This window comes from Microbacterium sp. NPDC087868, from assembly GCF_044900755.1.
In the GTDB taxonomy this organism is placed as follows: domain Bacteria; phylum Actinomycetota; class Actinomycetes; order Actinomycetales; family Microbacteriaceae; genus Microbacterium; species Microbacterium galbinum.
On record NZ_JBJDNO010000004.1, the window covers coordinates 290,338 to 317,332 of the forward strand.

The 26,995-nt window shown below is 68.7% G+C and carries 27 protein-coding genes and 1 tRNA gene; 16 read left to right on the forward strand and 12 right to left on the reverse strand.

Annotated elements, in window-relative coordinates:
* Nucleotides 1-7: 7 nt before the first annotated feature.
* The 4 genes from galU (at nucleotide 8) to ACI2JZ_RS15355 (ending at nucleotide 2,638) form a co-directional block, all read left to right on the forward strand.
* Nucleotides 8-895 (forward strand): UTP--glucose-1-phosphate uridylyltransferase GalU, encoded by an 888-nt coding sequence (gene galU, locus ACI2JZ_RS15340; RefSeq protein WP_247624959.1) that lies wholly within the window; start codon nucleotides 8-10, stop codon nucleotides 893-895.
* A gap of 44 nt (nucleotides 896-939) precedes the next feature.
* Nucleotides 940-1,551, forward strand: a complete 612-nt coding sequence (locus tag ACI2JZ_RS15345) for a GNAT family N-acetyltransferase (RefSeq protein WP_247625270.1) — start codon at nucleotides 940-942, stop codon at nucleotides 1,549-1,551.
* Nucleotides 1,552-1,636: 85 nt separating this feature from the next.
* Nucleotides 1,637-2,512, forward strand: a complete 876-nt coding sequence (locus tag ACI2JZ_RS15350; protein ID WP_404598359.1) for a hypothetical protein — start codon at nucleotides 1,637-1,639, stop codon at nucleotides 2,510-2,512.
* A 50-nt stretch (nucleotides 2,513-2,562) separates the two neighbouring features.
* Nucleotides 2,563-2,638, forward strand: a tRNA-Ala gene (locus tag ACI2JZ_RS15355).
* Between the two features lie 63 nt (nucleotides 2,639-2,701).
* Here ACI2JZ_RS15355 and ACI2JZ_RS15360 read toward each other — a convergent pair.
* Nucleotides 2,702-3,616: an arginase family protein gene (locus ACI2JZ_RS15360; RefSeq protein WP_404598360.1), complete on the reverse strand. Its 915-nt coding sequence runs from the start codon at nucleotides 3,614-3,616 to the stop codon at nucleotides 2,702-2,704.
* A gap of 1 nt (nucleotide 3,617) precedes the next feature.
* On the reverse strand, nucleotides 3,618-4,895 hold the full coding sequence (locus ACI2JZ_RS15365; RefSeq protein WP_404598362.1) for a DUF445 domain-containing protein: 1,278 nt from the start codon (nucleotides 4,893-4,895) through the stop codon (nucleotides 3,618-3,620).
* Between the two features lie 71 nt (nucleotides 4,896-4,966).
* On the opposite strand from ACI2JZ_RS15365, the gene ACI2JZ_RS15370 reads away from it, so the two are divergent.
* From ACI2JZ_RS15370 to ACI2JZ_RS15380, 3 genes are read left to right on the forward strand one after another with little or no spacing between them, the layout of a single operon-like run.
* Nucleotides 4,967-5,248, forward strand: a complete 282-nt coding sequence (locus ACI2JZ_RS15370) for a type II toxin-antitoxin system prevent-host-death family antitoxin (RefSeq protein WP_247956640.1) — start codon at nucleotides 4,967-4,969, stop codon at nucleotides 5,246-5,248.
* Entirely contained in the window at nucleotides 5,245-5,670 is a 426-nt protein-coding gene (locus ACI2JZ_RS15375; protein ID WP_404598363.1) for a type II toxin-antitoxin system VapC family toxin, read from the forward strand. Before ACI2JZ_RS15370 ends, ACI2JZ_RS15375 begins: the two co-directional genes overlap by 4 nt.
* 18 nt (nucleotides 5,671-5,688) lie before the next feature.
* The gene (locus tag ACI2JZ_RS15380) at nucleotides 5,689-5,961 is read left to right on the forward strand and encodes a metal-sensitive transcriptional regulator (protein WP_247624953.1); all 273 of its coding nucleotides are present in this window, start codon (nucleotides 5,689-5,691) and stop codon (nucleotides 5,959-5,961) included.
* 13 nt (nucleotides 5,962-5,974) lie between these two features.
* On the opposite strand, the gene ACI2JZ_RS15385 is transcribed toward ACI2JZ_RS15380, so the two are convergent.
* Complete coding sequence (locus tag ACI2JZ_RS15385) at nucleotides 5,975-7,522, reverse strand: amino acid permease (RefSeq protein ID WP_247956638.1); 1,548 nt, start codon at nucleotides 7,520-7,522, stop codon at nucleotides 5,975-5,977.
* Between the two features lie 156 nt (nucleotides 7,523-7,678).
* Between ACI2JZ_RS15385 and ACI2JZ_RS15390 the strand changes: the two genes are divergently transcribed.
* From ACI2JZ_RS15390 to ACI2JZ_RS15410, 5 genes are all read left to right on the forward strand, one after another.
* On the forward strand, nucleotides 7,679-9,034 hold the full coding sequence (locus tag ACI2JZ_RS15390; protein ID WP_404598365.1) for a glutamine synthetase family protein: 1,356 nt from the start codon (nucleotides 7,679-7,681) through the stop codon (nucleotides 9,032-9,034).
* Entirely contained in the window at nucleotides 9,015-9,767 is a 753-nt protein-coding gene (locus ACI2JZ_RS15395; RefSeq protein WP_404598367.1) for a gamma-glutamyl-gamma-aminobutyrate hydrolase family protein, read from the forward strand. Before ACI2JZ_RS15390 ends, ACI2JZ_RS15395 begins: the two co-directional genes overlap by 20 nt.
* The gene (locus tag ACI2JZ_RS15400) at nucleotides 9,764-11,119 is read left to right on the forward strand and encodes an aldehyde dehydrogenase family protein (protein ID WP_404598369.1); all 1,356 of its coding nucleotides are present in this window, start codon (nucleotides 9,764-9,766) and stop codon (nucleotides 11,117-11,119) included. Before ACI2JZ_RS15395 ends, ACI2JZ_RS15400 begins: the two co-directional genes overlap by 4 nt.
* Before the next feature lie 44 nt (nucleotides 11,120-11,163).
* Nucleotides 11,164-11,943, forward strand: coding sequence for a 3-oxoacyl-ACP reductase (locus ACI2JZ_RS15405; protein WP_247624948.1), 780 nt, complete (start codon nucleotides 11,164-11,166; stop codon nucleotides 11,941-11,943).
* Nucleotides 11,944-12,007: 64 nt separating this feature from the next.
* The gene (locus tag ACI2JZ_RS15410; RefSeq protein ID WP_247634240.1) at nucleotides 12,008-12,736 is read left to right on the forward strand and encodes a FadR/GntR family transcriptional regulator; all 729 of its coding nucleotides are present in this window, start codon (nucleotides 12,008-12,010) and stop codon (nucleotides 12,734-12,736) included.
* Between the two features lie 21 nt (nucleotides 12,737-12,757).
* Here the strand turns inward: ACI2JZ_RS15410 and ACI2JZ_RS15415 are convergent, their stop codons facing one another.
* The 8 genes from ACI2JZ_RS15415 to ACI2JZ_RS15450 form a co-directional block, all read right to left on the reverse strand.
* Nucleotides 12,758-14,146, reverse strand: a complete 1,389-nt coding sequence (locus ACI2JZ_RS15415; RefSeq protein WP_404598372.1) for an aspartate aminotransferase family protein — start codon at nucleotides 14,144-14,146, stop codon at nucleotides 12,758-12,760.
* A gap of 16 nt (nucleotides 14,147-14,162) precedes the next feature.
* On the reverse strand, nucleotides 14,163-15,647 hold the full coding sequence (locus ACI2JZ_RS15420; RefSeq protein ID WP_247624945.1) for a CoA-acylating methylmalonate-semialdehyde dehydrogenase: 1,485 nt from the start codon (nucleotides 15,645-15,647) through the stop codon (nucleotides 14,163-14,165).
* A 41-nt stretch (nucleotides 15,648-15,688) separates the two neighbouring features.
* Nucleotides 15,689-17,083 carry an aspartate aminotransferase family protein gene (locus ACI2JZ_RS15425; RefSeq protein WP_336641998.1) on the reverse strand — a complete coding sequence of 465 codons (1,395 nt, stop codon included), beginning with the start codon at nucleotides 17,081-17,083 and terminating at the stop codon, nucleotides 15,689-15,691.
* Entirely contained in the window at nucleotides 17,080-17,547 is a 468-nt protein-coding gene (locus ACI2JZ_RS15430; protein WP_247624943.1) for an Lrp/AsnC family transcriptional regulator, read from the reverse strand. Before ACI2JZ_RS15430 ends, ACI2JZ_RS15425 begins: the two co-directional genes overlap by 4 nt.
* A gap of 84 nt (nucleotides 17,548-17,631) precedes the next feature.
* Nucleotides 17,632-18,792 (reverse strand): acyl-CoA dehydrogenase family protein, encoded by a 1,161-nt coding sequence (locus ACI2JZ_RS15435; protein WP_404598375.1) that lies wholly within the window; start codon nucleotides 18,790-18,792, stop codon nucleotides 17,632-17,634.
* Nucleotides 18,789-19,547: an alpha/beta fold hydrolase gene (locus ACI2JZ_RS15440; RefSeq protein ID WP_404598376.1), complete on the reverse strand. Its 759-nt coding sequence runs from the start codon at nucleotides 19,545-19,547 to the stop codon at nucleotides 18,789-18,791. The genes ACI2JZ_RS15435 and ACI2JZ_RS15440 overlap by 4 nt, the downstream gene beginning before the upstream one ends.
* Nucleotides 19,548-19,601: 54 nt before the next feature.
* Entirely contained in the window at nucleotides 19,602-20,513 is a 912-nt protein-coding gene (locus ACI2JZ_RS15445; protein WP_404598378.1) for a sugar kinase, read from the reverse strand.
* Nucleotides 20,510-21,718, reverse strand: coding sequence for an MFS transporter (locus ACI2JZ_RS15450; protein ID WP_247624939.1), 1,209 nt, complete (start codon nucleotides 21,716-21,718; stop codon nucleotides 20,510-20,512). The genes ACI2JZ_RS15445 and ACI2JZ_RS15450 overlap by 4 nt, the downstream gene beginning before the upstream one ends.
* Before the next feature lie 378 nt (nucleotides 21,719-22,096).
* Here ACI2JZ_RS15450 and nrdH point away from each other — a divergent pair, with 378 nt between their 5' ends.
* The 4 genes from nrdH to nrdF are packed head-to-tail and all read left to right on the forward strand — an operon-like array spanning nucleotide 22,097 to nucleotide 25,972.
* On the forward strand, nucleotides 22,097-22,330 hold the full coding sequence (gene nrdH / locus ACI2JZ_RS15455; RefSeq protein ID WP_247624938.1) for a glutaredoxin-like protein NrdH: 234 nt from the start codon (nucleotides 22,097-22,099) through the stop codon (nucleotides 22,328-22,330).
* Nucleotides 22,331-22,370: 40 nt separating this feature from the next.
* Entirely contained in the window at nucleotides 22,371-22,820 is a 450-nt protein-coding gene (gene nrdI / locus ACI2JZ_RS15460) for a class Ib ribonucleoside-diphosphate reductase assembly flavoprotein NrdI (protein WP_247624937.1), read from the forward strand.
* Between the two features lie 20 nt (nucleotides 22,821-22,840).
* Nucleotides 22,841-24,961, forward strand: a complete 2,121-nt coding sequence (gene nrdE / locus ACI2JZ_RS15465; RefSeq protein WP_247625269.1) for a class 1b ribonucleoside-diphosphate reductase subunit alpha — start codon at nucleotides 22,841-22,843, stop codon at nucleotides 24,959-24,961.
* A gap of 30 nt (nucleotides 24,962-24,991) precedes the next feature.
* Nucleotides 24,992-25,972, forward strand: coding sequence for a class 1b ribonucleoside-diphosphate reductase subunit beta (nrdF, locus tag ACI2JZ_RS15470; RefSeq protein WP_247624936.1), 981 nt, complete (start codon nucleotides 24,992-24,994; stop codon nucleotides 25,970-25,972).
* Between the two features lie 70 nt (nucleotides 25,973-26,042).
* On the opposite strand, the gene ACI2JZ_RS15475 is transcribed toward nrdF, so the two are convergent.
* Nucleotides 26,043-26,978, reverse strand: a complete 936-nt coding sequence (locus ACI2JZ_RS15475) for a hypothetical protein (protein WP_404598380.1) — start codon at nucleotides 26,976-26,978, stop codon at nucleotides 26,043-26,045.
* Nucleotides 26,979-26,995: the final 17 nt, after the last annotated feature.

Below are 26,995 nucleotides of genomic sequence, written 5' to 3' on the forward strand. Positions count from 1 at the left end.
TGTCGGGATGGGTACACAGAAGTTCAAGGCGGTCATTCCTGCGGCGGGGCTGGGAACGCGCTTCCTGCCGGCGACGAAGGCGATGCCGAAGGAGATGCTGCCGGTCGTCGACAAGCCGGCCATCCAGTACGTGGTCGAAGAGGCGGCGGATGCCGGGATCGACGACATCCTCGTCATCATCGGGCGCAACAAGAACGCGATCTCCAACCACTTCGACTCGGTGCCCGAGCTCGAGGTCAAGCTCATGGAGAAGGGCGACCACGGTCGCCTGGAGCGCGTCGTGCGCTCGAGCGACCTCGCCGACATCCACTTCGTGCGACAGGGCGAGCCGAAGGGACTCGGCCATGCCGTGCTGCGTGCCCGCGCACACGTCGGCGACAGCTCCTTCGCCGTGCTCCTGGGCGATGATCTCATCGACGAGCGCGATCCGCTGCTCACCGAGATGCTGGCCGAGCACGAGCGCTCCGGCGCCGCCGTGATCGCCCTCATGGAGGTCGATCCCGCGAACATCCACATGTACGGCACGGCGGCCGTCGAGGACATCGAGGGATCGGATGCCGTGCGCGTCACCGGCCTGGTCGAGAAGCCTGCGCGCGAGGACGCCCCGTCGAACCTCGCGGTCATCGGGCGCTACGTGCTTCCCGCCTCGATCTTCGACATCCTCGAGCACACCGAACCCGGCAAGGGCGGGGAGATCCAGCTGACCGATGCGCTGCAGGAGATGGCGGCCGACCCGTCGGGCCCCGGAGTGGTCGGCGTGATCTTCGGCGGTCGGCGGTACGACACCGGTGACCGGGTCGAGTACATCAAGGCGATCGTGCAGCTGGCCTCCGACCGCGACGACCTCGGCGGCGAGCTGCGCCCGTGGTTGAAGGAGTTCGCCGAGCGCCTCTAGGCCTCCGGCGGGTCGAGCGCGAGATGATGGATCTCATGGCGGGCATGCGACACGGATCGATCGAGCTGCGCCTCGTGCGCACGAAGGATGCCCGCGTGCTCCAGCAGGAGCTGCTCGCGAACCGGTCCTGGTTGCAGCCGTGGGAGGCCACGGTTCCCTACGGCTCGGTGTCGTTCGACATGCGCCTGAGCATCCGTCGTCTGCTCCAGCAGTACCGCGACGGCGCCGGATACCCGTTCGTCATGGAGTACGACGGCGAGGTCGCCGGTCAGTTGAACGTGTGGGGAGTCTCACGCGGGTCGCTCTGCTCGGCGACGATCGGATACTGGGTCAGCGAGAAGTTCGCGGGCAAGGGCATCACCCCCACCGCGGTCGCGCTCGCGACGGATGCGTGCTTCGTCGAGTACGGCCTGCACCGCATGGAGATCTGCATCCGCCCCGAGAACGCGGCGAGCCTGCGGGTGGTGCAGAAGCTCGGTTTCCGTTACGAGGGACTGCGTCGTCGGTACATCCACATCGACGGCGATTGGCGCGACCACTACGCGTTCGCGCTGACGAAGGAGGACGTGCCGCAGGGGGTGCTGGCGCGTTGGTTGAGCGGTCAGGTTCCTCCGGATGCCGCGACGATCCCTCCGTCGGACCGGCTCTCCGTCTGACGACACGCCGTCGGAAGCATCCGTCTGGTCGCGACACGCGCCCGGCTGGGGGCCGAGCGACCTTCGTACCCTTACCGTTATCGATATGGACGGGCCGGTGCTGAGCGGGGGAGTGATCGTGCTCGTCGCCGTGCTCCTGTGGATGCTCTATCTGCTGCCCTCGTGGCGCGGCCGCTTCCAGTACAACGCCGCCGAGCGCAACGCCGTGCGCCTGAACCAGGCACTGCGGATCCTCGCCGAGACGAGCGAGACCCCCGAAGAGGTGCGCGTCGAGCTGAGTGCTCGCACCGCCCTGGCGCAGCAGAAGCTCGCCAAGCGCGTGCAGTCGGAGCGCGAGTCCGCAGAACTCGAGGCGCTGCGTGCCGAACTCGCGGCGACGCGGGCCGATCCGGTGATCCGTCAGGCGCGTGCGCGTCGTCGGGTGCGGATGCTGTCGACCGTCGCCGCGCTCGTCGGAGTGGTGCTCGCGGGACTCGGCGTGTGGCAACTGCTCGCGACCGGAGCGTCGATCCTGCTGTGGGTCGGCGGGTCTCTGGCCCTGCTCGGCGCGATCGCGCTGCAGCGGATGGCCGCTGTCGCCGGTCGAGTCGCCCGTGCGAGTCATGTGGTCGCCGAGGCGCCGCGAGAGCGCGTCGCGCCCGAGATCCACGACCAGGGTCGTGCGACGTGGACCCCGCGTCCGCTGCCCGAGCCGCTCGTCGCGGTCGCCGGATCGCGTGCCCAGACCGCCCGTGCCGAGATCGACGCGCAGGAGCAGCTGCGCAAGGCCGCCCGCCTCGCGGAACTCCGCGCCCGCGCCGAGCAGATCGCCGCCGAGCAGGCTCCGGCGCCCGTGCGGATTCCCGCTCCGCGCACTGCTCCCGCCGCCGAGGCTTCGCCCTACGCGAAGATGGGATTCGTCGACGACGCCGAGATCGAGGCGCACGTGCGAGACATGCTCGCCCGTCGCGCCGCAGGGTGATCGCGGCGTCCGAACAGGGGTCGACGTCGTGATAATGTTGATCTCCGTAAGGGCCTATGGCGCAGTTGGTAGCGCGCCTCGTTCGCATCGAGGAGGTCAGGGGTTCGAATCCCCTTAGGTCCACCACCGCAGAAACCCCCGGGCAGCCGCCCGGGGGTTTCTGCTTTTCCCGACGGGTGGCTGAAGGACTCAGCGCGAGGCGAGCCCGGCGAGCAGCTCCAGCACGCAGAGGGCTGCGAGGCGCACGGTGCGGGCGTCCTCGGCATCCGCTGCGGCATCGACCTCGGCGAGGTCCGCGCTGACGACGCGGGGATCGGCGGCGACGGCGCGGGTGAGGGCGCGCAGCTCCCACGCCTGCAGGCCACCGGGCACGCTCGCGGGGCAACCGGGGGCGACCGAGCGGTCGCAGACGTCGACGTCGATGTCGAGGTGGACGCGGGCATCTGATCCGGCACCGGCGATCTCGAGGGCTTCGTTCACGACGTCGTCGACACCGCGGCGGCGCACCTCATCGAGCGTGATCACCCGGATGCCCCAGTCCGCCGCCCGGCGGGCGTAGGCGACCGAGTTCGCGAAGTCGGCGATGCCGATCTGCACGATGCGCGTCGGGTCGATGCGGGCGGTGTCGAGCGTCGAGAGCACGGGGACGTCTTCGACGAGCCGGCGCACCGGGGTTCCGTTCGAGACGCCGTCGCGCAGGTCGAAGTGCGCGTCGAAGGTGATCAAACCGGTCGCCTGGGCGCCCAGCGCCACGGGGTAGGTGAGGGAGTTGTCGCCGCCGAGCGCGATGACGAACGACTCCGAGAGCTCCCGCACCCGAGCGATGACGGATGCCTCGCCCTCGTCGCCGTCGGGCTCGTGCACGTCGCCGGCATCCGCGATGCGCAGCACCTCGTTCAGGTCGATCGCCGGCGGGCCCATCAGCGCGGTGCCGTAGCGGGGGAGTGCGTCGCGGATCGCGGCCGGAGTCGCCCCGGCACCCGTGGGTGAGAGCGACGTGCGCCAGACCGGAACACCCAGCAGCACGGCCTCCGCGTCGTCGACGGCGTCGGGAGAGGGCCAGGATCCGGCGCGCGGCCAGAGCGGATCGTGCGAGAGGGCCATGTCAGACTCCGGGGATCAGGGCGTGGGCGATCGAGAAGATGGCGAGGCCGGCGAGAGCACCGACGAACGTGCCGTTCAGGCGGATGTACTGCAGGTCGCGGCCGACCATGAGCTCGATCTTCTCGGTCGTCTCGGCCGGGTCCCAGCGTTCGACGGTGTCGGTGATGATCGAGGCGATGTCATGGCGGTAGCGGTCGACGAGGAAGACCGCTGCATCCGATACCCAGGTGTCGACGCGGCGCTGCAGCGCGGCATCCGTCGTCAGACGTTCGCCCACCTCCTGGAGCGCCTGCACAGCCCGGCGGCGCAGCCCGCTCTCGGGGTCGGCCAGGGCCGTGAGCAGGCCGTTCTTCGCGGTGTTCCACGCCTCGGCGGCGAGGGCGCCGACGCGGGGGCTGTCGAACAGCGACGCCTTCGCGTTCTCGAGCTTCGCGCGGGTGGCCGGGTCGTTCTGCAGGCTGTCGGCGAGGCGGCCGAGGTAGCCGTCGATCGCCAGGCGGGCCGGATGCCGGGGGTCGGCCTGCACGGCCTGCACGAACTTCACGGCCTCGTTGTAGACGGTGTCGTCGACGAAGCGGTGCGCGAGCCGCGGCACCCACGAGGGCAGGCGCCGGGAGACGAGGCCCGAGAACGACTCGGCGTTCGCCTCGAGCCAGCGCCCGATGCTGTCGGCGGCGAGATCGACCGCGCCGTGATGGGCGTCGGCCTCGACGATCTTCTCGAGCCAGGCACCCGCGGGCGGGCCCCACTCGGGGGAGACGAGGTGCTCACGCGCGAGGTCGGAGATGAGATCGCGCACGTCGTCGTCGCTGAGCCCGTTGAGGATCGCGGTGGCGATCGTCGCGCCCTCGGCGCCGACCCGCTCGGCGTGCGGCGTCTCGCGCAGCCACTCGCCGGCACGCTGCGCGATGGCGGTGGACGACAGCTTCGTGCGCACGACGCTCGCCTCGAGGAAGTTCGTCTCGACGAACTCGCCCAGGCTGCGGCCGATCTCGTCCTTGCGGCTCGGGATGATCGCGGTGTGCGGGATGGGTAGGCCCAGCGGGCGGCGGAAGAGCGCCGTCACCGCGAACCAGTCGGCGAGAGCACCCACCATTCCGCCCTCGGCCGCGGCGCGCACGTACCCGAGCCAGCTCATCCGCTCCTGGAACGCGAAGGCGAACACGAACACGACGGCCATGAAGATCAGTGCCCCCAGGGCGACCGCCTTCATACGGCGCAGCGCGCGGAGACGGACCTGATCGGCGGGCGAGAGCATCGCCATCGGTGTGCGCGGCATGAAGGCATCCTTTCACGCCGTGTCTGTGTAGTACCCTCACTACATCAGAAACGAGGTGCATCGTGTTCCGTATGACCGCTCGAGATTTCAATCAATCCGTCGCGCGTGCGCAGCGCATCGCCGACGAGGAGCCGGTGCTCGTGACCCGCCGAGGCGAGCCGGCCTACGTGCTGCTGAACATCGACGAGTACGAGCGGCTGCGGTCTGAGTCGCCGGCAGGCGACGATCGGTCGCTGCTCGATGTGATCGCGCCCGTGCCGACGAGCGCGGATCCCGACGACGTCTTCGGCCGCATCATGGACGACCTCGCGTCGGAACGAGCGCGCGACCTCGGGCGGGAGGTCGACCTGTGACGGGGTTCCTGCTCGACACGAACGTGGTCTCGGAGACCCGTCGACCGCGGCCCGATGCCGGTGTCGTGCGCTGGTTCGAGGCGACGCCGCGGCGATGCCTGCGGATCAGCGTGGTCACCGAGCTCGAACTCCGACGCGGCATCCTTCTCGTGCAGCGTCGTGATGCCGTCTCCGCAGCATCACTCGACCGATGGTTCCGATCCGTGCTGCAGGGCCTCGCCATTCCTGCGCTCGGGGTGACCGGTGCGGTCGCGCAGCTGGCGGCGGCGATCCAGGTGCCCGATCGTCGTCCCCTCGGTGATGCGTTGATCGCCGCGACCGCTCTTCACCACGGGCTCACGCTGGTGACCCGCAACGTGAAGGACTTCGACGTTCCCGGGCTCCCGGTGGTCGATCCCTTCGACGGGCTCAGTGACTCGTGAGCGGGGTAACCTCGATGCGTGATCGAAGACATCAAGAAGCGCGCCCTGCACCGCACCGCCATCCTCGAGGGGCAGCTCCGCGGGGTCGCTCGGATGATCGAGAGCGAGGACTACTGCATGGACATCATCACGCAGTCCCGCGCGATCCAGAAGTCGCTCGAGTCCCTCAACCGGCTGCTGCTCGAGAACCATCTGCGCACCCACGTGACGCACATGTTCGAGGCGGGCGGGGAGGAGCGCGACCAGGCCGTCGCCGAACTGCTCAAGGCGTTCGACTTCGATTCGAAGTAGCGCTCCTCGCCGCTCACGCCTTGCCGTCGAAGACCTCGCCCTCCATCGCGTCGTAGCCCTCGGCCTGCGGGTCTCCGTGCGAGCCGCCCGAGAGCGCGTACTCCTCTTCGGGGGAGAGCACGAGGCGGTGGCGGAAGAAGAGCCCGAATCCGAGCAGGATGATCGCGTACACGATCGCGATCGCGATGATGGCCGGGCCGAACGTCGGGTTGAGCAGGAAGCCGACGAAGATGAGCGCCGCGATGACGAGCGCGATGACGGCGCCGGGGATGCCCCAGGGGCTGACGTACGGGCGATCGACGTTCGGGAACTTCTTGCGCAGGATGATGAACGACACGAGCTGCAGCCCGTAGGCGACGACCGCGCCCCAGACCGCGATGTTCAGCACGATCGCCCCGGCCACCGTTCCCGCACCCTCGGAGTCGACCGCGGTGAGCACGTCGAGCACGATCAGGGCGACGAAGCCGATCGCGGCGCCGACCGTGAGAGCGACCCACGGTGTCTGGCGCTTGCCCGTCAGTGAGAGGAAGCGCGGGTAGTACCCGGCGCGCGACAGCGAGTACATGTTACGGCCGTAGGCGAACATGATGCCCTGCAGCGAGGCGAGCAGGCCGATCAGGGCGAACAGCGCGAGCACGGCGGCGAGCTGGTCTCCCACGATCGCGCGGAAGCCGTCGAGCAGGGGCTCTCCCGCGGTTCCGGTCGCCTCGGCACCGATCACGCCGGTGTTGAGGAACAGCACCAGGAGTCCGGTGACGATGAGGGTGCCGCGCGCCCAGAACCCGGCCTTCGGGATGTCGCGGGTGGGGTTGTGCGATTCCTCGGCCGCGAGCGGCAGCTCTTCGATGCCGAGGAAGAACCACATCGCGAACGGGAGGGCGAACAGGATCGGCAGGACGCCGTGGGGGAGGAAGGTCGACTGGCCCTCGTCGGGGACGATGTCCCACAGGGCATCCCACGAGAACGCACCGGAGAACAGCGCCATGAGCGAGAAGACGAGGATGATGCCGATCGAGATCACGGAGACGACGATCGCGAAGCGGAACGAGATGGCCGCTCCCGCGGAGTTCAGCGCGATGAAGACGACGTAGAGGATGAGGTACCAGACCCATCCGGGGAGTTCGAGACCGAGCAGTTCGCTCGTGATCCCATTGGCATACGACGCCGAGAAGTAGACGATCACCGCCGTGGTCGCGACGTACTCGATCGTCTCGGCGGCTCCGGTGACCAGGCCGCCCCACGGCCCCATGGCCGAGCGGGCGAAGGAGTAGGCGCCACCGGTGTGCGGCATCGCAGCCGCCATCTCCCCGATGGCGAAGATCATGCCGTAGTACATCGCCACGAGGATGACGAAGGCGATGAGCATCCCGCCGAACCCCGCGAAGTCGATACCGAAGTTCCATCCCGAGAAGTCTCCCGAGATGACAGCGGCGACCGCGAGTCCCCACAGGCCCCAGACGCCGGCCGACCTCTTCAGTGTGCGTTTCTCGAAGTACTCGCTCCCGGCACGTGTATAGGTCGCTCCGGCGACCTTGCGGGATTCATTGCTCTGCCCAGACATACGTTCTCCGCTCACTCGCATGCAGGCGCCGGGTGCACCTTGCGGATGATTGTGGCAGTCAATGGTGGTTTCGTCTACCTTTAAACGTCGAGGTGATCTACTCTGAGGGCGAAGCCGGTCGGCCGATCGCTTCACCGCAGGAGAACGGAGCGTCAGATGTCGGGAAACCTGAGCATCGAGCAGCTGGACACCGGCATCGCCGCCGGCGAGATCGACACCGTGATCGTGGCCTTCGCCGATGCGCAGGGGCGTCTGGTCGGCAAACGCGTCTCGGCCCGCCTGTTCCAGGAGGACATCCTGTCGCACGGCGCCGAAGCCTGCGACTACCTGCTGTCGGTCGACGTCGACATGAACACGGTCGACGGCTACGCGATGTCGGGATGGGACCGCGGCTACGGTGACATGGTGCTGCGCCCCGACGCAGAGACGCTCCGCAACATCCCGTGGCTCGAGGGGACGGCGCTCGTGATGGCCGACCTCGTCTGGCAGAACGGCGAGCCGGTCGGACCGTCACCCCGGGCCATCCTCGACCGTCAGCGCGACCGGCTCGCCGAACGCGGCTGGACCGCGTACTCGGGCACGGAGCTCGAGTTCATCGTGTTCGAAGACACCTATCGCGAGGCCTGGGCGCGCAAGTACGAGGGGCTCACCCCCGCCACCGACTACAACGTCGATTACAACCTGCTCGCATCGACCCGCATGGAACCGCTGCTGCGCGACATCCGCAACGGCATGGACGGCGCAGGTCTCTACTGCGAGGGCGTCAAGGGCGAGTGCAACTTCGGCCAGCAGGAGATCGCCTTCCGCTACGCCGAGGTGCGCGAGACCGCCGACCAGCACGCGATCTACAAGAACGGCGCGAAGGAGATCGCCGAACAGCACGGTCAGTCGCTCACGTTCATGGCCAAGTTCAACGAGCGCGAGGGCAACAGCTGCCACATCCATCTGTCCCTGCGAGATCGGTCGGGCGCTCCGGTGATGGCCGGTGACGGCGAGCACGGATTCAGCCCCGTCATGGAGCACTGGATCGCCGGCATCCTCGCGACGCTGCGCGAGTTCACCCTGCTGTTCGCCCCGAACATCAACTCCTACAAGCGCTTCGCCAAGGGCAGCTTCGCCCCGACGGGGGTCGCGTGGGGCATCGACAACCGCACCTGCGCCCTGCGCGTCGTCGGATCCGGATCGGGTCTGCGCGTCGAGAACCGGGTGCCGGGCGGCGACGTGAATCCCTACCTCGGCATCGCGGCGATCATCGCCGGCGGTCTGCACGGCATCGAGAACGAGCTGCCGCTGCCCGAGCGCTTCACCGGCAACGCCTACGAGGCGGGCGTCGATCACCTGCCCACGACCCTGCGCGAGGCCGCGCAGCTCTTCCGCGAATCGACGATCGCTCGGGCGGCGTTCGGCGACGACGTGGTCGAGCACTACCTGAACCAGGCGCGCATCGAGGTCGAGGCCTACGACGCGGCTGTCACCGACTGGGAGCGCATCCGTGGTTTCGAGCGCCTCTGACCCCGCGCCGCTGATCGGCATCACGACCTACCTGGAGCGCGCGCAGCAGGGGGTGTGGGACGTGCGGGCGGCCTTCCTGCCCGAGCAGTACCTCACGAGTGTGACGTCGTGCGGCGGCATCGCGCTGCTGCTGCCGCCGCAGGGTCCGGATGCCGCCGACGCGGCCATCGCGGGAATGGACGGGCTCGTGCTCTCCGGCGGCGCGGACGTCGCCCCCGAACTCTACGGCGAGCAACGGCATCCGCTCACCGACCCCGCGCGGGTCGATCGCGACGCGTGGGAGCTCGCGCTGTTCCATGCGGCCGAGCGTCGCGGCATCCCGGTGCTCGCGATCTGCCGGGGGCTGCAGCTCGTGAACGTCGCCCGCGGCGGCACGCTGCAGCAGCACCTGCCCGAATCGCTCGGGACCGAGAGGTACCGGATCGGCGGCGGCGTGTTCGCCGAGAACGACGTCGAGGTCGAGGTCGATACGGCGCTCGCCGGGATCCTCGGAGAGACCGACATGCGCGTGCACAGCTACCACCACCAGGGCGTCGGCCGGTTGGGCGACGGGCTCGTCGCCGCCGCGCACTCCGATGACGGCCTCGTTCAGGCCTTCGTCGACACGGCAGGCGCCCACATCGTCGGCGTGCAATGGCACCCCGAGGAGAACGCCGAGGACCGGCGACTCTTCGCCGATCTCGTCACACAGGCACGCGCGTTCGCCGCGCGGCGGAAGGAGGACGCCCGATGAGCGCGTTCACGGTCATCAACCCGTCGACGGGCGCGGCGATCCGCGAGATCGCCCGCGCCGATGCCGGAGAGACGGATGCCGCGATCGCGCGCGCCGTGTCCGCTCAGCGCCGGTGGGCGGCGCTCGCCCCCGTCGCGCGCGCCGATGCGCTGCGGGCGTTCGCGCGCGCCGTCGAGGGCGCCGCCGAGGAGCTGGCGCAACTGGAGGTGCTCAACTCCGGGCATCCGATCGGCTCCGCCCGTTGGGAGGCGGGTCACGTCGCCCAGGTGCTCAACTACTACTCCGCCGACCCCGAACGACTCTCGGGCCGGCAGATCCCGGTGGCGGGCGGGCTCGACGTCACCTTCCACGATCCCTACGGCGTGGTCGGGGTGATCGTGCCGTGGAACTTCCCGATGACGATCGCCGCGTGGGCGTTCGCTCCGGCGCTCGCCGCGGGCAACGCGGTGGTGCTGAAACCCGCCGAACTGACTCCGCTGACCGCGATCCGTCTGGGCGAGCTCGCGCTCGAAGCGGGGCTGCCCGCGGGACTCTTCGAGGTCGTGACCGGTTCGGGCTCCGTGGTGGGGCAGCGTCTCGTCGAGCATCCGGACGTGCGCAAGGTGGTCTTCACGGGGTCGACCGAGGTCGGCATCGAGGTCGCAACCGGCTGCGCGCGGGCGCTCAAGCCCGTCACCCTCGAACTCGGTGGCAAGAGCGCCAACATCGTCTTCGCGGACGCCGATCTCGAGAAGGCCGCCGCGGCCGTCCCGGGATCGGTGTTCGACAACGCGGGGCAGGACTGCTGCGCGCGCAGCAGGCTCCTCGTGCAGCGTTCGGTGTACGACCGGTTCCTCGAGCTGTTGGAGCCGGCGGTCGCGGCGTGGCGGGTCGGTGACCCGTCGAGTGCCGACACCGACATGGGTCCGCTCATCTCCGCCGGTCACCGCGACACGGTCGCCGGGTTCCTCGACGACGCGACGATCGCGTTCCGGGGGAGTGCACCGGAGGGCGATGGGTTCTGGTTCGCGCCCGCGGTGGTGCTGGCCGACCCCGCCGATCGGATCGCCCAGCAGGAGGTGTTCGGTCCGGTCGTCGCGGTCATGCCCTTCGACGACGAAGCCGACGCGATCCGTCTCGCGAACGACACCGCCTACGGCCTCGCCGGCTCCCTCTGGACCGAGAACCTCGGCCGCGCCGTCCGCGTCTCGCGCGGCGTGCAGAGCGGCGTGCTGTCGGTGAACTCGCACTCCTCGGTGCGCTACGCGACGCCCTTCGGCGGCATGAAGGCCTCCGGACTCGGACGCGAGCTGGGGCCGGACGCCGCCGAGCACTTCACCGAGACCAAGAACGTCTTCTTCGCGACCGACTGAGCGCGACCCCGACCCCCTCGACCACCTGCAACGGAGAAACACACATGAGCATCGATCTGACCCAGCGCCTGAAGGACCGCGTCGCCATCATCACCGGTGGAGCGAGCGGCATCGGCTTCGCCACCGCCCAGCGCTTCGCCGCCGAGGGGGCGTTCGTCGTCATCGCCGACGTCGACCCCACCTCGGGCGAGAAGGCGGCGGCCGAGGTCGGCGGGGCGTTCCGCCCGGTCGACGTCGCCGACCAGACCAAGGTCGACGCGCTGTTCGACGGCGTGGCAGCGGAGTTCGGGCGCATCGACATCGCCTTCAACAACGCCGGAATCTCGCCCGCCGACGACGACTCGATCGAGACGACCGAGCTGCCCGCCTGGGACCGCGTGCAGGACGTGAACCTCAAGAGCGTGTACCTCTGCAGCCGTGCGGCTCTGCGTCACATGGTGCCGGCGGGCCGCGGATCGATCATCAACACCGCCTCGTTCGTCGCGCTGCTGGGATCGGCGACCTCGCAGATCAGCTACACCGCGTCGAAGGGCGGCGTGCTCGCGATGTCGCGCGAGCTGGGCGTGCAGTTCGCCCGGCAGGGCGTACGGGTCAACGCGCTCTGCCCGGGGCCGGTGAACACCCCGCTGCTGCAGGAGCTGTTCGCGAAGGACCCCGAGCGCGCGCAGCGGCGTCTCGTGCACGTGCCGATGGGGCGCTTCGCCGAGCCGTCCGAACTCGCCGCCGCTGTCGCCTTCCTCGCCTCCGACGACTCGTCGTTCATCACCGCCAGCGCCTTCGTCGTCGACGGCGGCATCACCAACGCCTACGTCACTCCACTGTGAAGCGGGATGCGGTGATGTCGGATGCTGTGAAGCGGGATCATGTCGCTGTGACAGGCTGAGAAGCATGAGCGAGCACCCTTCCGACGGCGATCTCGTCGAGGTGCGCCGGGCGGTCTACCGCCCGCTGCGCCGCGGGAACGCTCTCGAGGATGCGGTCGCTCGCCTCGTGCAGACCATCCGACTCGGCGTCGTCGCTCCGGGGGAGTCGCTGCCGCCGGAGCGCGAGCTCGCGGCGTCCTTCGGGGTGAGCCGCGACACCGTGCGCGATGCGATCCGTGAGCTCGCCGACACCGGCTATCTGGTGCCGAAGCGCGGGCGGTACGGCGGTACGTTCGTCGCGGATCCGCTGCCGGAACCTTCGGATGCCGGGGCGGTGACCGCGGCCGAGATCGACGACGTGCTCGGCCTCCGGCGCGTGCTCGAGACCGGTGCCGTGCGCGCGGCGGCGAGCCGCACGCTGGATGCCGCGACGCGGGCGGATCTGTGGGCGCGGCACGAATCGGCGCTTCCGGCCGGCCCCGAGGAGTACCGCCGCCTCGACACGCTGCTGCACCTGGCGATCGCCGAGGCCGCGGGCATCCCGTCGCTCGTCGCGCTCGTCGCCGAGAACCGGGCCGACGTCAACGCCTGGCTCGACACCTTCCCCCTCCTGCCGCGCAACATCCAGCACTCGGGCGAGCAGCACGAGCGCATCGTCACGGCGATCCTCGCGGGTCGGCCCGACGTCGCCGAGGCCGCGATGCGCGACCACCTCGCCGGTTCCGAGGCGCTGCTGCGCGGGTTCCTGATCTGAATCCCGGGCAGCCGCAGTCCGTCAGCGCGCGGCCGCCTCGTCGGCGACGTTCAGCGCCTCATCGATCACGGCGAGTCCTCGCACCAGGTCGTCCTCCGAGATGATCAGCGGCGGCGCGACGTGCACGCGGTTGAAGTGCACGAACGGCCAGACGCCGCCCTTCTTCGCCGCGGCGGCGAAGGCACCCATCGGCGCGGCATCCGCTCCGGACGCATTGAACGGTACGAGCGGTTCGCGGGTCGCGCGGTCGCGCACCAGCTCGATCGCCCAGAAGAGACCGCGTCCGCGCACCTCGCCGACGCTCGGATGCGTCTCGGTCCAGCGGCGCAGGGTCGGTTCGACGATGCGCTCGCCCAGATCGCGCACGCGCTCGAGGATGCCGTCGCGACGGAACACCTCGAAGGTGGCGACGCCCGCCGCGCACGCGAGCGGATGCCCGGAGTAGGTGAGTCCGCCGGCGAACGGCATCTCGTCGAACGCCGCGGAGATGCGATCCGAGATCACCACGCCGCCCAACGGCACGTAGCCGGAGTTGACGCCCTTCGCGAAGCTGATCAGGTCGGGTGTCGCATCGAACGCGTCGATGCCGAACCACTCGCCGAGGCGGCCGAACCCGACCATCACCTCGTCGGCGATGTAGACGATGCCATAGCGGTCGCACAGCTCGCGCACGCCGGGAAGGTACCCGGGCGGCGGCACGAGCACGCCGTTGGTGCCGACGACGGTCTCGATGATGATCGCCGCGATCGTGGCCGGACCCTCGAGCTGGATCGTCTGCTCGAGGTGTGCGAGCGCCCGCTCGGACTCCTGCTCGGGCGTCTCGGCGTGGAAGGGCGACCGGTACAGGTAGGGGCCGAAGAAGCGCACCGTGCCGTTGTCGACGCCGTCGTTCGCCCAGCGCCGCGGGTCGCCGGTGAGCGAGATCGCCGTGGAGGTCGACCCGTGGTAGCTGCGGTACATCGAGAGCACCTTGCGGCGCCCGGTGAACTGGCGAGCCATGCGCACGGCGTACTCGTTGGCCTCGGCGCCGCCGTTCGTGAAGAACACCTTCTGCATGCCCGCGGGCGCGACTTCGGAGATCAGGCGGGCGAGTTCGCCCCGCACGTCGTTCGCCATCGACGGCTGGATGGTCGCGAGCCGGCCGGCCTGCTGCTGGATCGCGGCGACCAGATCGGGATGCTGGTGGCCGAGGTTGAGGTTCACGAGCTGACTCGAGAAGTCGAGGTAGGCGTTGCCCGCGTAGTCCCAGAACGTCGATCCCTCGCCGGCGGCGACGGGCAGAGGATCGATCAGCGTCTGTGCGCTCCACGAGTGGAAGACGTGCCCCCGGTCGTCGGCGCGCACCTGCGCCTCGGCATCCGGAGCAGGCAGCGCGTGGGCCGCACCGTGGCGGTCGGTGAAGTTCGTCATCGGTCGTGCTCCTCGATCAGTGGTTGCTCGGGAAGCCGAGGTCGATCTGCGACGGCGTGTGGTCGGGCCAGCGGGTGGTGACCACTTTGGAGCGCGTGTAGAAGTGCACGGACTCGGGGCCGTAGATGTGGGAGTCGCCGAACAGCGAGTCCTTCCAGCCGCCGAAGGAGTACGCACCGATCGGCACGGGGATCGGCACGTTGACCCCGACCATCCCGACCTCGATGTCGAACTCGTACTGACGGGCCGTTCCGCCGTCGCGGGTGAAGATCGCGGTGCCGTTGCCGTAGGCGTTGGCGTTCACGAGCGCCACGGCATCCGCGTAGGTGTCGACGCGCACGACCGACAGCACCGGGCCGAAGATCTCGTCGTCGTACACCTTCGTGCCCGGGGTGACGTGGTCGATCAGACTGACGCCCAAGAAGAAGCCGTTCGAGTCGAACTCCTTCGCGGTGCCGTCGACGACGACCGTGGCGCCCTCGGCCGCCGCTCCCGTGACGTACGAGGCCACCCGGTCGCGGTGCTCGCGGGTGATGAGCGGGCCCATCTCGCTGGAGGGATCGGTGCCGTCGCCGATCGTGAGTCCGTCGATGCGGGAGGCGATCGCCGAGACCAGGTCGTCGGCGACGTCGCCGACGGCGACGAGCACCGACACGGCCATGCAGCGCTCGCCGGCCGAGCCGTAGGCGGCGGAGACCGCGGCATCGGCCGCCGCGTCGATGTCGGCATCCGGCATCACGACCATGTGGTTCTTCGCGCCCCCGAGGGCCTGCACGCGCTTGCCCGCGGCCGAGGCGCGCTGGTAGATCGAGCGGGCGATCGGGGTGGAGCCCACAAAGCTGACGGCCGACACGGTGGGCGACTCGAGCAGGGCGTCGACGGCCTCCTTGTCGCCGTGCACGACGTTGAGCACGCCGTCGGGGAGGCCCGCCTCCCGGAAGAGCTTCGCCAGCCACACGGCGGCCGACGGGTCCTTCTCGCTGGGCTTGAGCACGACCGTGTTGCCGCAGGCGATCGCCGAGGCGACCATCCACAGCGGCACCATCACGGGGAAGTTGAACGGCGTGATCGCGGCGACCACCCCCACCGGCTGCTTGACCGAGTGCACGTCGACGCCGCGTGAGACCTGTTCGCTGCGCTCGCCCTTGAGCAGGTGCACGAGACCGGCGGCGAACTCGACGTTCTCGATGCCGCGCGACACCTCGCCCGCGGCATCCGAGAGCACCTTGCCATGCTCGGAGGTGACGATCGCCGCGAGCTCGGGCGTGCGCTCCTTGAGCAGCTGGCGCAGCCGGAAGAACACGTCGGCGCGCTTGATCAGGCTCGTCTCGCGCCAGGCGGGTGCGGCGGCCGCGGCGGCGGCGATCGCGCCGTCGACCTCGGCGGTCGAGGCGAACGCGACCTCGCGGGTCACCTCACCGGTCGCGGGGTTGAAGATCTGACCGGTGCGGGCCGCCTCGGCGGTCTCCGAACCGTTGATGACATGACGGACGACGTCCACAGTGCTCCTGAGGGTGTGAAGTGGAAGGGGAGAGGGGCTGCTCAGAGAACGGCCTGCGCGCGGGTGAGCACGTCGCGCAGGATCTGCTCGATCTCGCGGAACTCGGCCGGACCCACGGTCAGCGGCGGCGCGAGCTGGATCACGGGGTCGCCCCGGTCGTCGGCGCGGCAGTACAGGCCGGCCTCGAACAGCGCGGGAGAGAGGAATCCGCGCAGGAGTCGCTCGGACTCGGCGTCGTCGAAGGTCTCGCGCGTCGCCTTGTCCTTCACCAGCTCGATGCCGAAGAAGTAGCCGTCGCCGCGCACATCGCCCACGATCGGCAGATCGCTCAGCTTCTCGAGCTCGGCGCGGAACAGCGGCGAGTTCTCGCGGACGCGGGCGTTGAGTCCCTCCTCGTCGAAGATCGCGAGGTTCTCGAGCGCCACCGCCGCCGAGACCGGGTGACCGCCGAACGTGTAGCCGTGAGGGAACGACAGGTCGCCCTTCGAGAACGGCTCGTAGATGCGGTCGCTGACGATCGTCGCGCCGATCGGCGAGTACCCGCTCGTCATGCCCTTCGCGCAGGTGATCATGTCGGGCTCGTAGCCGAGACCCGTGCACGCGAAGGTGTGGCCGAGGCGCCCGAAGGCGCAGATGACCTCGTCCGAGACGAGCAGCACGTCGTGCCGGTCGCAGATCTCGCGCACCCGCTGGAAGTAGCCGGGAGGGGGCGGGAAGCATCCGCCGGAGTTCTGCACCGGCTCGAGGAAGACCGCGGCGACGGTGTCGGCGCCCTCGAAGAGGATCATCTCCTCGATGCGGTCGGCGGCCCAGCGGCCGAAGGCCTCGAGGTCGTCGGCGGGGGCACCCATCTCGGCCGCCCGGTAGAAGTTGGTGTTCGGCACCCGGAATCCGCCCGGGGCGACCGGCTCGAACATCGCCTTCATCGCGGGGATGCCGGTGATCGCCAGGGCGCCGTGCGGGGTGCCGTGATAGGCGACCGAGCGCGAGATCACCTTGTGCTTGGTGGGCTTGCCCTGCAGCTTCCAGTAGTGCTTCGCGAGTTTGAGCGCGGTCTCGACGGCTTCACCGCCGCCGGTCGAGAAGAAGACGCGGTTGAGGTCGCCGGGTGCCTCGTCGGCGAGGCGGTCGGCGAGTTCGATCGCCGCCGGGTGCGCGTACGACCACAGCGGGAAGAACGCGAGCTCGGATGCCTGCTTCGCCGCGGCCTCGGCGAGACGCTGCCGCCCGTGGCCTGCGTTGACGACGAAGAGGCCGGCGAGCCCGTCGAAGTACTCCTTGCCCTTCGCGTCCCAGATGCGGTGGCCCTCGCCCTTGACGATGATCGGCACACCGGAGGTGGCCATGGTCGACTGGCGCGTGAAGTGCATCCAGAGGTGGTCCTGAGCCTTCGCCTGCAGTGCGGCCTCGGCCTCGGGTGAGAATGCGGTGCTCATCGGGTCCCCCAGTTGTAGAGCTGCTTCTGCAGCTTGGCGTAGATGAAGGTCTCGGTCGACAGCACGCCGTCGATCGGTCGGATGACGTCGTTGATCAGCGACAGCAGGTCTTCGTCGTCCTCGCAGACGACCTCGGCGAGCACGTCGAAGGCGCCGACCGTGATGACGACGTAGTCGATCGCCTCGATCTCGGCGACGGCCTCGGCGACGCGGCGCGCATCGCCGGACACGCGGATGCCGATCATCGCCTGCCGGTGGAAGCCGAGCTGCATGGGGTCGGTGACCGCCACGATCTGCATCACCCCGGATTCGGTGAGCCGCTGCACGCGCTGACGGACCGCCGCTTCGCTCAGGCCGACGACGCGGCCGATGTCGGAGTACGAGCGACGCCCGTCGTCCTGGAGCAGCTCGATGATCGTCTTGGAGACGGCATCGAGGGGGGACTGCTTCTTCGAGGAGACCATGGTGCGATCCTCGCACCCGTGGCTGGTCATTTCAACCGATTTCGCAGGATCGATTCATTCAATCTGCGAATTCGGCAGGAAGTGTCAGGTTTCGCGAGGGCCGAGCCAGGCGCTCGCCGCCGTCGCGTGCGCGGATTCGGGGTCAGAGGGGTGGAAGGCTCCGGCGAGCACGTCGCGGTAGAGGCGGGACAGCTCGTTGCTCGAGAAGTACGAGCCGCCTCCGGCGACGAGCATCGCCTCGTCGACGACCTGCTTCGCCGTCGTGATCGCGCGGTGCTTGAGCCCCGACAGCAGCGTGAACCAGCGGGCGCCGTGATCGACGCGCTCGTCGACGTCGCGCGCGAGGGCCCGGATCTGCGGCGGGAGCGCGTCGTAGGCGAGGCCCATGTCGGCGATCCGCCAGCGGATGTCGGGGTCCTGGCTGTACGCGGCACCGGTGCTCTTCGAGCGGCGCCGGTGAGCGGTCTCGACCGCGAGATCGAGCGCGCGGCGGGCGAGCCCGGTGTAGACCGAGGCCAGAAGCACCTCGAAGACGCTGAAGATGCCGAACACGATCGGATCGGGGTTCGGTCCCGGATCGATGCGCCGCACGACGTGCTCGGCGGAGGCCGCTGCCCCCGACAGCCGAGTGGTGCGGCTCTGGGTGGCGCGCATGCCGAGGGTGTCCCAGTCGTCGCCGGTGACGACGGCATCCGTGCGCTCCACGAACGCGAACACGAGCTTCGGAGCGTCGGCGCTCGTCGTGTCGAGGCCGTGCAGTCCGAGCTTCGTCCACACCGGGGCGAGCGAGGTGAAGATCTTCGTGCCGGTGAACGTGTAGCCGCCGTCGGCGGTGGGCGCGGCATCCGTGTCGCTGCCGAACAGCACGAGGTCGTTGCCGCCCTCGCTGATGCCGAATGCGAAGACCTCGCCCGCGACTGCGCCGTCCTGCACGAACTCGAGGCCGGGGACCCCGCGGTCGGAGAACACCTTCGCGACACCCGTCCAGACGAGGTGCATGTTGATCGCCAGCGCGGTCGCCGGTGCGGCCGAGGCGAGGCGCTGCTGCAGGATCGCCGCCTCGGCGAGCCCGAGTCCCGCACCTCCGCGGTCGGCCGGGACGAGGATGGCGAGGTAACCGGCGGCGCGGAGCTCGTCGAGATCCTGCTGGGGGAACGTGTTCTCGCGGTCGTGGATCGGTGCGCGTTCGCGGATCCGCTCGAGCAGATCGTCGGGCAGGAAGGCGGCCGGGTCGAAGGCGCTCATGCCAGGGCCTCCCGGAGCTGACGGATCGACTCCTCCGGCTTGTCGCGGTGCAGCGAGTGCCCGGCGCCGTCGACGATCGACATCGTCACGAGCGGGTTCGCGCTCAGCACGTCGGTCGCGGTGTCGCCGGTGAAGATGCTGTAGACCTCGGGATCCGAGGCGATCACGTGCGTGGGAACGGCGAGGCGTGCGGCATCCGCTCGCACGTCCCAGGGGGTGTTCTGCACGCTGGTCTGCTCGACCGCCCAGGCGCTCGCCCGGCGGACCGCGTCGACCTTGAGCTCCCAGTCCTGCGGGTGCCAGTGCGGATGCTCCTGCTGCACGACCTCGATCCGCTGGTCCGCGAACGCGCGCTCCTGACTCTTGCGCACGATCTTCGCGTCGCGGCCCTCGACGAAGATCGCGGGATCGAGCAGGATCAGGCGGCGCGTCCAGTCCGGGTCGGATGCCGCGGCCACCGTGCTCGCGGCGCCGCCGAGCGAGTGGCCGACGACGGCATCCCACGCGCCTCCGCGCTGCGGTCGCGCGATCCCGAGATCCGTGGCATACGCGGCGACGGTGTAGTCGAGCGCCCGCGGTGCGTCGCCGTGACCGCGCAGGTCGACGGCGACCGCGTGCCACCCGGACTCGGCGAGGGCCTCGCCGAGGCGCCACATCAGCGCGCCGGACGACCCCAGCCCATGCACGAGGAGCACATGGCGGTCGGCGGTCGGATCGCCCCAGGAGAGGCGGGGGAGCATGAGCGGTGCGGCCATGCCCTCAGCCTAGAACCGCGACGGGAGGGAGTCTCCGTCGGGTGTCGATCGCCGTCATCCGAGCGGCGGCAGGTCTCCGTGGGTGCGGAGCACGCGCGCGGCGGCGGTGTGCCCGGCGGAGAGCCGGTCGGCGAGGGCCGTGCCATCGAGGGTCGCGGCGAGGAAACCCGCGGCGAAGGCGTCGCCGGCTCCGACGGGCTCGACGACGTCGACGCGCGGAGCGGGGACGAACACGGGCTCCTCGCCGGCGGCGAAGGCGGTCGCGCCGACGTCGCCGTCCTTGACGATCAGGAGAGCGCAGTTCGGCAGATGGGCGCGCACATCGGCGGCGGTCGCGGTGCCCCAGAGCCGCTCGGCCTCGTCACGGCCCACGAAGGCGATGTCGGCGGCGTCGGCGAGGCGGGTCAGAGTGGCCTGCGCGTCGTCCATCGACCACAGCGCTCGGCGGTCGTTCACATCGAACGAGACGAGGGCCCCCGCCTCGCGGGCGTCGACGTACAGGTCGTCGACCATGGCGCGGCACGAGGCGGAGAGCGCGGGCGTGATGCCCGTCGTGTGCACGACGCGCACGCCCCGCAGCCGGTCGACGGAGAGGAAGCCGGAATCCATCAGGGAGGCGGCCGATCCGCGGCGGTAGTAGTAGACCGACGAGGACTCGACGCCCGGATCCTTGAACATGACGCCGGTGGGAGCATCCGCGTCCTTCTCGGCCCAGAGCTCGACCCCGCGCCGAGCAAGCTCGCCGGTGATGCGCTCAGCGAGGGGATCGTCGCCGAGGCGCGACGCCCACACGGCCCGGTGCCCCGCGGCGACCAGGCCGACCGCGACGTTGCCCTCGGCGCCCGCGATGCCGAGGGCGGCGGTCTCGGTCTCGGCCAGAGGAGCGCCCAGTGCGGTGACGAGGCCCATGGACTCGCCGATGCAGACGACCTCGGGCGCGGACGGAGAAGAGGGGAGCGTGCTCATGAGGGGGTGACCGCCAGGGGTTCGGTGTCGGGGTAGGGGCTCGCGTCGCGATGACGCAGGTCGGGGAGGGCGCGGACGAAGACGATCGAGACGACCAGACCGAGCGCGGCGAAGAGGACGGCGGCGAAGTAGGCTCCGCGGGCGTCGGTGGCATCGACGAGGAAGCCGGCCACCGCGGATCCGGCAGCGGCGCCGATGAGCTGACCGGTGCCCGCCCAGCCGAAGGCCTCGGCGGTCTCGCTGAACTTGACGCTCGCCGTCGTGATCGCGAACAGCACCGCGAGGGCCGGCGCGATGCCGATACCGGCGAGGATGAGCGTGCCGCCGAGCCAGAACACGTTGAGCGAGACCATGGTGAGCGCGAGGCCGACCGTCACGATCGTGAGGCGGCGCGCCATCGCCCACGGCCCGATCGGGATGTGTCCGAACGACAGCCCACCCGCGAGGCTTCCCACCGCGAAGACCGCGAGCACCAGGCCTGCTTCGAGGCTGCCGTGCTCGAAGGTCGCGACCACACCCACCTCGACCGCGGAGCACGCGCCGATGAGGAGGAAGCCGATCATGGTGGCCATCAGCACCGGGGGCTTGAGCACCACCTTGCCGAGCGCGCTGCGGCTGCGCGGGATGCGCACGCGCCCGACCTCGGGGGAGAGGATGAACCACGAGCCGCCGCCGACCAGGAACACCGCCACGAGGAGCAGACCCTGCGTGGTGCCGACCTGGGTCGAGACCAGCGTGATGACCACCGGGGCGAGGATCCAGATGATCTCCTGCAGCGAGGCGTCGAGGGAGAAGAGGGGAGTGAGCTGCTTGGCGTTGACGAGCTTGGGGTAGATCGTGCGCACCGCCGACTGCACGGGCGGTGTCGAGAGCCCGGCGATCAGACCGAGCGCCATGTAGCCGGGCAGGCTCAGGGGGAGCAGGGCCAGGCAGAGCACGGCGACGACGCAGACCGAGAGGGTGAGGGTGAGCACGCGACGCATGCCCCACGCGCCCATCCAGCGGCTGGTCACGGGGCCGGCGACGGCCTGCCCGACGCTCGTCGCGGCGAGTACGAGGCCCGCGGCACCGTACGACCCGGTCTGCTGCTCGACGTGCAGCAGGATCGCGAGCGAGGACATGCCGTTGGGGAATCGCGCCGTCAGCTGAGCCGCGATCATGCGCGCCACTCCGGGCGTGCGAAGAAGGTCCTGATATCCCGCCACCAGACAACGGTACCGGCAGCCGAGGACGCTACGGGAACGGTCGGATGCCCCGGCATCGGCGACACGCCGACGACACGCCGAGGAGCAGTTTCCACAGGAATCCGAATGTCGGATGCCCGGCGTAGCGTGCGACCTGTGGATGGATCTCTCACAGGTGCCTCCCAGCCGCGATTTCTCGCGGTTCGGGAGCCCTGCGCCCGCCCCTCCGCCTGTGGAAGAAACGGTGGAGAACCTGTGTTGTATCTGGGGAGAGCGGTGGAAAAACTACACGAATGTAACTACTACCCCTTGTGGTCACTCCGAGTGTCCGTCCCTATATGTAGTATTGAACTCCCGGCGGAGGACTGCCGGCCACACAACGATTCTGAGGGGAAACAGATGTCGATCACGGTCTACACCAAGCCTTCCTGCGTCCAGTGCAACGCGACCTACCGCGCCCTGGATGCCAAGGGCATCGAGTACGAGATCCACGACCTGTCGGAGGACCCGACGGCCCTGGAGCAGGTCAAGGCGCTGGGCTACATGCAGGCGCCGGTCGTCGTCACCGACGAGGACCACTGGTCGGGCTTCCGTCCCGACAAGATCGACGAGCTCGCGACCCGTCTGGCCTGATCGGGCAGCCGCGCAGCGGGGTGAGAGAGCGAATCGACGCATGAACGCCATCGCGACCGCAGCACCGCTCCTCGTCTACTTCTCGAGCGTGTCCGGAAACACGGCGCGCTTCATCGAGAAACTGGGCCTTCCCGCCCGACGTATCCCGCTCCACCGGAACGACGGAGAGCTCGTCATCGACGAGCCCTACGTTCTGGTCACCCCGACCTATGGCGGGGGCGAGGGGCGAGGCGTCGAGCGGGGCGCCGTGCCCAAGCAGGTGATCCGGTTCCTCAACGACGAGCGCAACCGTCGTCACATCCGCGGAGTGATCTCCGCAGGCAACACCAACTTCGGCGAGGCATTCTGCCTCGCCGGCGACATCATCAGCCGCAAGTGCCACGTGCCTCACTTGTACCGGCTAGAAATCTTCGGCACACAGGACGACGTGGATCGCGTCAGCGACGGATTGGAACGAGTGTGGGCAGCGCAGTTGACGAGCAGACCGTGACACAGCAGGCGGCGTTCAAGATGAACCAGGCGTACGAGGGGCTGGACTACCACGCCCTGAACGCGATGCTGAACCTCTACGACGCGAACGGCAAGATCCAGTTCGACGCCGACAAGCGTGCGGCGCGGGAGTACTTCCTGCAGCACGTCAACCAGAACACGGTCTTCTTCCACTCCCTCAAGGAGCGCCTCGACTACCTGGTCGAGAAGGAGTACTACGAGCCGGCCGTGATCGAGCAGTACTCGCTCGAGTTCATCCAGAAGCTCAACGACCTCGCTTACGGCAAGAAGTTCCGCTTCGAGACGTTCCTCGGCGCCTTCAAGTACTACACGAGCTACACGCTCAAGACGTTCGACGGCAAGCGCTACCTCGAGCGCTTCGAGGACCGCGTCGTCATGACCGCCCTCGGACTCGCCGACGGTGACGAGAAGCTCGCCGTCGCCCTGGTGGAGGAGATCATCTCCGGCCGTTTCCAGCCGGCGACACCGACGTTCCTCAACGCGGGCAAGGCGCAGCGCGGCGAGCTCGTCAGCTGCTTCCTGCTGCGCATCGAAGACAACATGGAGTCGATCGCCCGCGGCATCAACTCGGCGCTGCAGCTCTCCAAGCGCGGCGGCGGCGTGGCGCTGCTGCTCTCGAACATCCGTGAGGCCGGCGCCCCGATCAAGCAGATCGAGAACCAGTCCTCGGGCATCATCCCCGTGATGAAGCTGCTCGAAGACAGCTTCAGCTACGCCAACCAGCTCGGTGCCCGTCAGGGCGCGGGTGCGGTGTACCTCAACGCGCACCACCCCGACATCATGCGGTTCCTCGACACCAAGCGCGAGAACGCCGACGAGAAGATCCGCATCAAGACCCTCTCGCTGGGTGTCGTCGTTCCCGACATCACCTTCGAGCTCGCCAAGAACGGCGAGGACATGTACCTCTTCTCGCCGTACGACGTCGAGAAGGTCTACGGCGTGCCCTTCGGTGACATCTCGGTCACCGAGAAGTACCGCGAGATGGTCGACGACTCGCGCATCAAGAAGACCAAGATCAACGCGCGCGAGTTCTTCCAGACCGTCGCCGAGATCCAGTTCGAGTCGGGCTACCCGTACATCATGTTCGAGGACACGGTGAACAAGGCCAACCCGATCAAGGGCCGCATCAACATGTCGAACCTCTGCAGCGAGATCCTGCAGGTGAACACGCCGACCACGTACAACGACGACCTGTCGTACGACCAGATCGGCAAGGACATCTCCTGCAACCTCGGCTCGATGAACATCGCGCTGTCGATGGATGCCGACGACCTCGGTCAGACCGTCGAGACGGCGATCCGTGCGCTCAGCGCGGTGAGCGACCAGAGCCACATCCGCTCGGTCCGTTCGATCGAAGACGGCAACGACCGCTCGCACGCCATCGGCCTCGGCCAGATGAACCTGCACGGCTACCTCGCTCGCGAGCACGTCTACTACGGCTCCGAAGAGGGCATCGACTTCACGAACATCTACTTCTACACGGTGCTGTTCCACGCGCTGCGCGCCTCGAACAACCTCGCGATCGAGCGCAAGCAGGCGTTCGACGGCTTCGAGGACTCGACGTACGCCTCGGGCGCGTTCTTCGACAAGTACATCGACCAGGAGTGGGTGCCGGCGACCGAGAAGGTCAAGGAGCTCTTCGCGGGCAAGCACATCCCGACCCAGGCCGACTGGGTGGCGCTGAAGGCGTCCATCCAGGAGCACGGCATCTACAACCAGAACCTGCAGGCGGTGCCGCCGACCGGATCGATCTCGTACATCAACAACTCGACGTCGTCGATCCACCCGATCGCGTCGAAGATCGAGATCCGCAAGGAAGGCAAGCTCGGTCGCGTCTACTACCCGGCGGCGTTCATGACGAACGACAACCTGGAGTACTACCAGGACGCCTACGAGATCGGCTACGAGAAGGTCATCGACACGTACGCCGCGGCGACGCAGCACGTCGACCAGGGTCTGTCGCTGACGCTGTTCTTCAAGGACACCGCCACGACGCGCGACATCAACAAGGCGCAGATCTACGCATGGCGCAAGGGCATCAAGACGATCTACTACATCCGTCTGCGTCAGATGGCGCTCGAGGGCACCGACATGACCGAGTGCGTCTCCTGCATGCTCTGACCCGTCACTGATTATCGAGAAACGACGAACATGACTCCTCACCCTCCGCTCAAGCTGGTCGACAGCGTGCAGGCGATCAACTGGAACCGCATCGAAGACGACAAGGACCTCGAGGTCTGGAACCGTCTGGTGAACAACTTCTGGCTGCCCGAGAAGGTGCCGCTGTCGAACGACATCCAGTCGTGGAACACGCTCACCCCCGAGGAGCAGCTGCTGACGATGCGCGTCTTCACGGGTCTCACGCTGCTCGACACGATCCAGGGCACCGTGGGCGCCGTGTCGCTCATCCCCGACTCGATCACCCCGCACGAAGAGGCGGTGTACACCAACATCGCGTTCATGGAGTCGGTGCACGCGAAGAGCTACTCCTCGATCTTCTCGACGCTCGCGTCGACGAAGGAGATCGACGAGGCGTTCCGGTGGTCGACCGAGAATCCGAACCTTCAGAAGAAGGCTCAGATCATCATGGACTACTACCAGGGCGACGACCCGCTCAAGCGCAAGATCGCCTCGACCCTGCTCGAGTCGTTCCTGTTCTACTCGGGCTTCTACCTGCCGATCTACTGGTCGTCGAAGGCGAAGCTGACGAACACGGCCGACCTCATCCGCCTCATCATCCGTGACGAGGCCGTGCACGGCTACTACATCGGCTACAAGTTCCAGAAGGGTCTCGAGAACGAGACCCAGGAGCGCCGCGACGAGCTGAAGGACTACACCTTCTCGCTCCTCTACGAGCTCTACGACAACGAGGTGCAGTACACGCAGGATCTCTACGACGGCGTCGGGCTGACCGAGGACGTCAAGAAGTTCCTGCACTACAACGCCAACAAGGCGCTCATGAACCTCGGCTACGAGGCGATGTTCCCGTCGACGGTCACGAACGTGAACCCGGCGATCCTGTCGGCCCTGTCGCCGAACGCCGACGAGAACCACGACTTCTTCTCGGGCTCGGGTTCCTCCTACGTCATCGGCAAGGCCGAGGCGACGGAAGACGACGACTGGGACTTCTGAGTCACTGTCAGCGGCGCGGTCCGCTCGGCGATCATCTCGCCTGGTCGGTTCCGGTGCGCTCGTGATCGGTTCAGGCGCGCTCGCCGGCAAGGCGAGCGCGCCGCTCCTCCTCGCGTTTCGAATAGGTGGCGGCGCGGATCGAATCGTCCGACTCCAAGCCGGTGCCCAGTGCCCCGCCGAGCGTCGCGGCCGACGCGACGAACCAGGTGAGCACGAACAGGTCGGGAAGCGCGACGGCGCGACCGAGGGCGTCGCTCATCACCGCCGTATCGAGGACGAAGAGGGCCCAGGCGAGGTTCACGGCGTACAGGGCCAGATAGCAGATGACGATCCCCACGGTCAGAGTCAGAATCGTCGAGGTGTTGTAGAGCCGGGATCTCTCCCGCGACGCGGGCGAGTCGTCCTCGGGGCGGTCCCAGAGCTCGCCGTCGATCACGATCCAGGCGATGAGGATAGCGATGGAGGCGACCATCGCCGCCGCCAGGCGCCAGCCCGACAGGGAGATCGCGAGCGACCACACCGTCGGTTCGATCGTCGCCACGGCGCCAGTCGCCAGGGCCGCGACCAATGCCGACTTGAGTCCCGCGGCGAGCATCCACGGGCGGTTCGCCAGCACCATGCCCATGAGCAGGCGCCCGCGGGCGCTGATCCGGGGGAGCGGCAGGCGCTGATCCTCGCGCGTGGCGGGTTCGGCCATCTCATCCATGAGCCCTCGCACGGTCTGGCGTGCTCGCGCGTGCACCCTCACACCGCCCAGAGCGGGCAGTGACAGCACCGCGGACCGGCGCCGCGCGTCGATCGCCGCCAGCAGATAGCGGCCGTCGTCGGCGCGCAGCGGGAGTTCGGTGACACCGATGACGAGATCCCACCCGTTCTGCTCGGCGTGCTCACCGAGTCGAGCCACGGCGACGTCGACATCCTCGGATCCGAGGGTGAACGGTTCGCTGACGAGTTCGACCGTCCGGCCGACGGCCTCGGCGGTGATCGGCGGCGCGAGGTCGGTCATCCGACGAGCCACGGCCG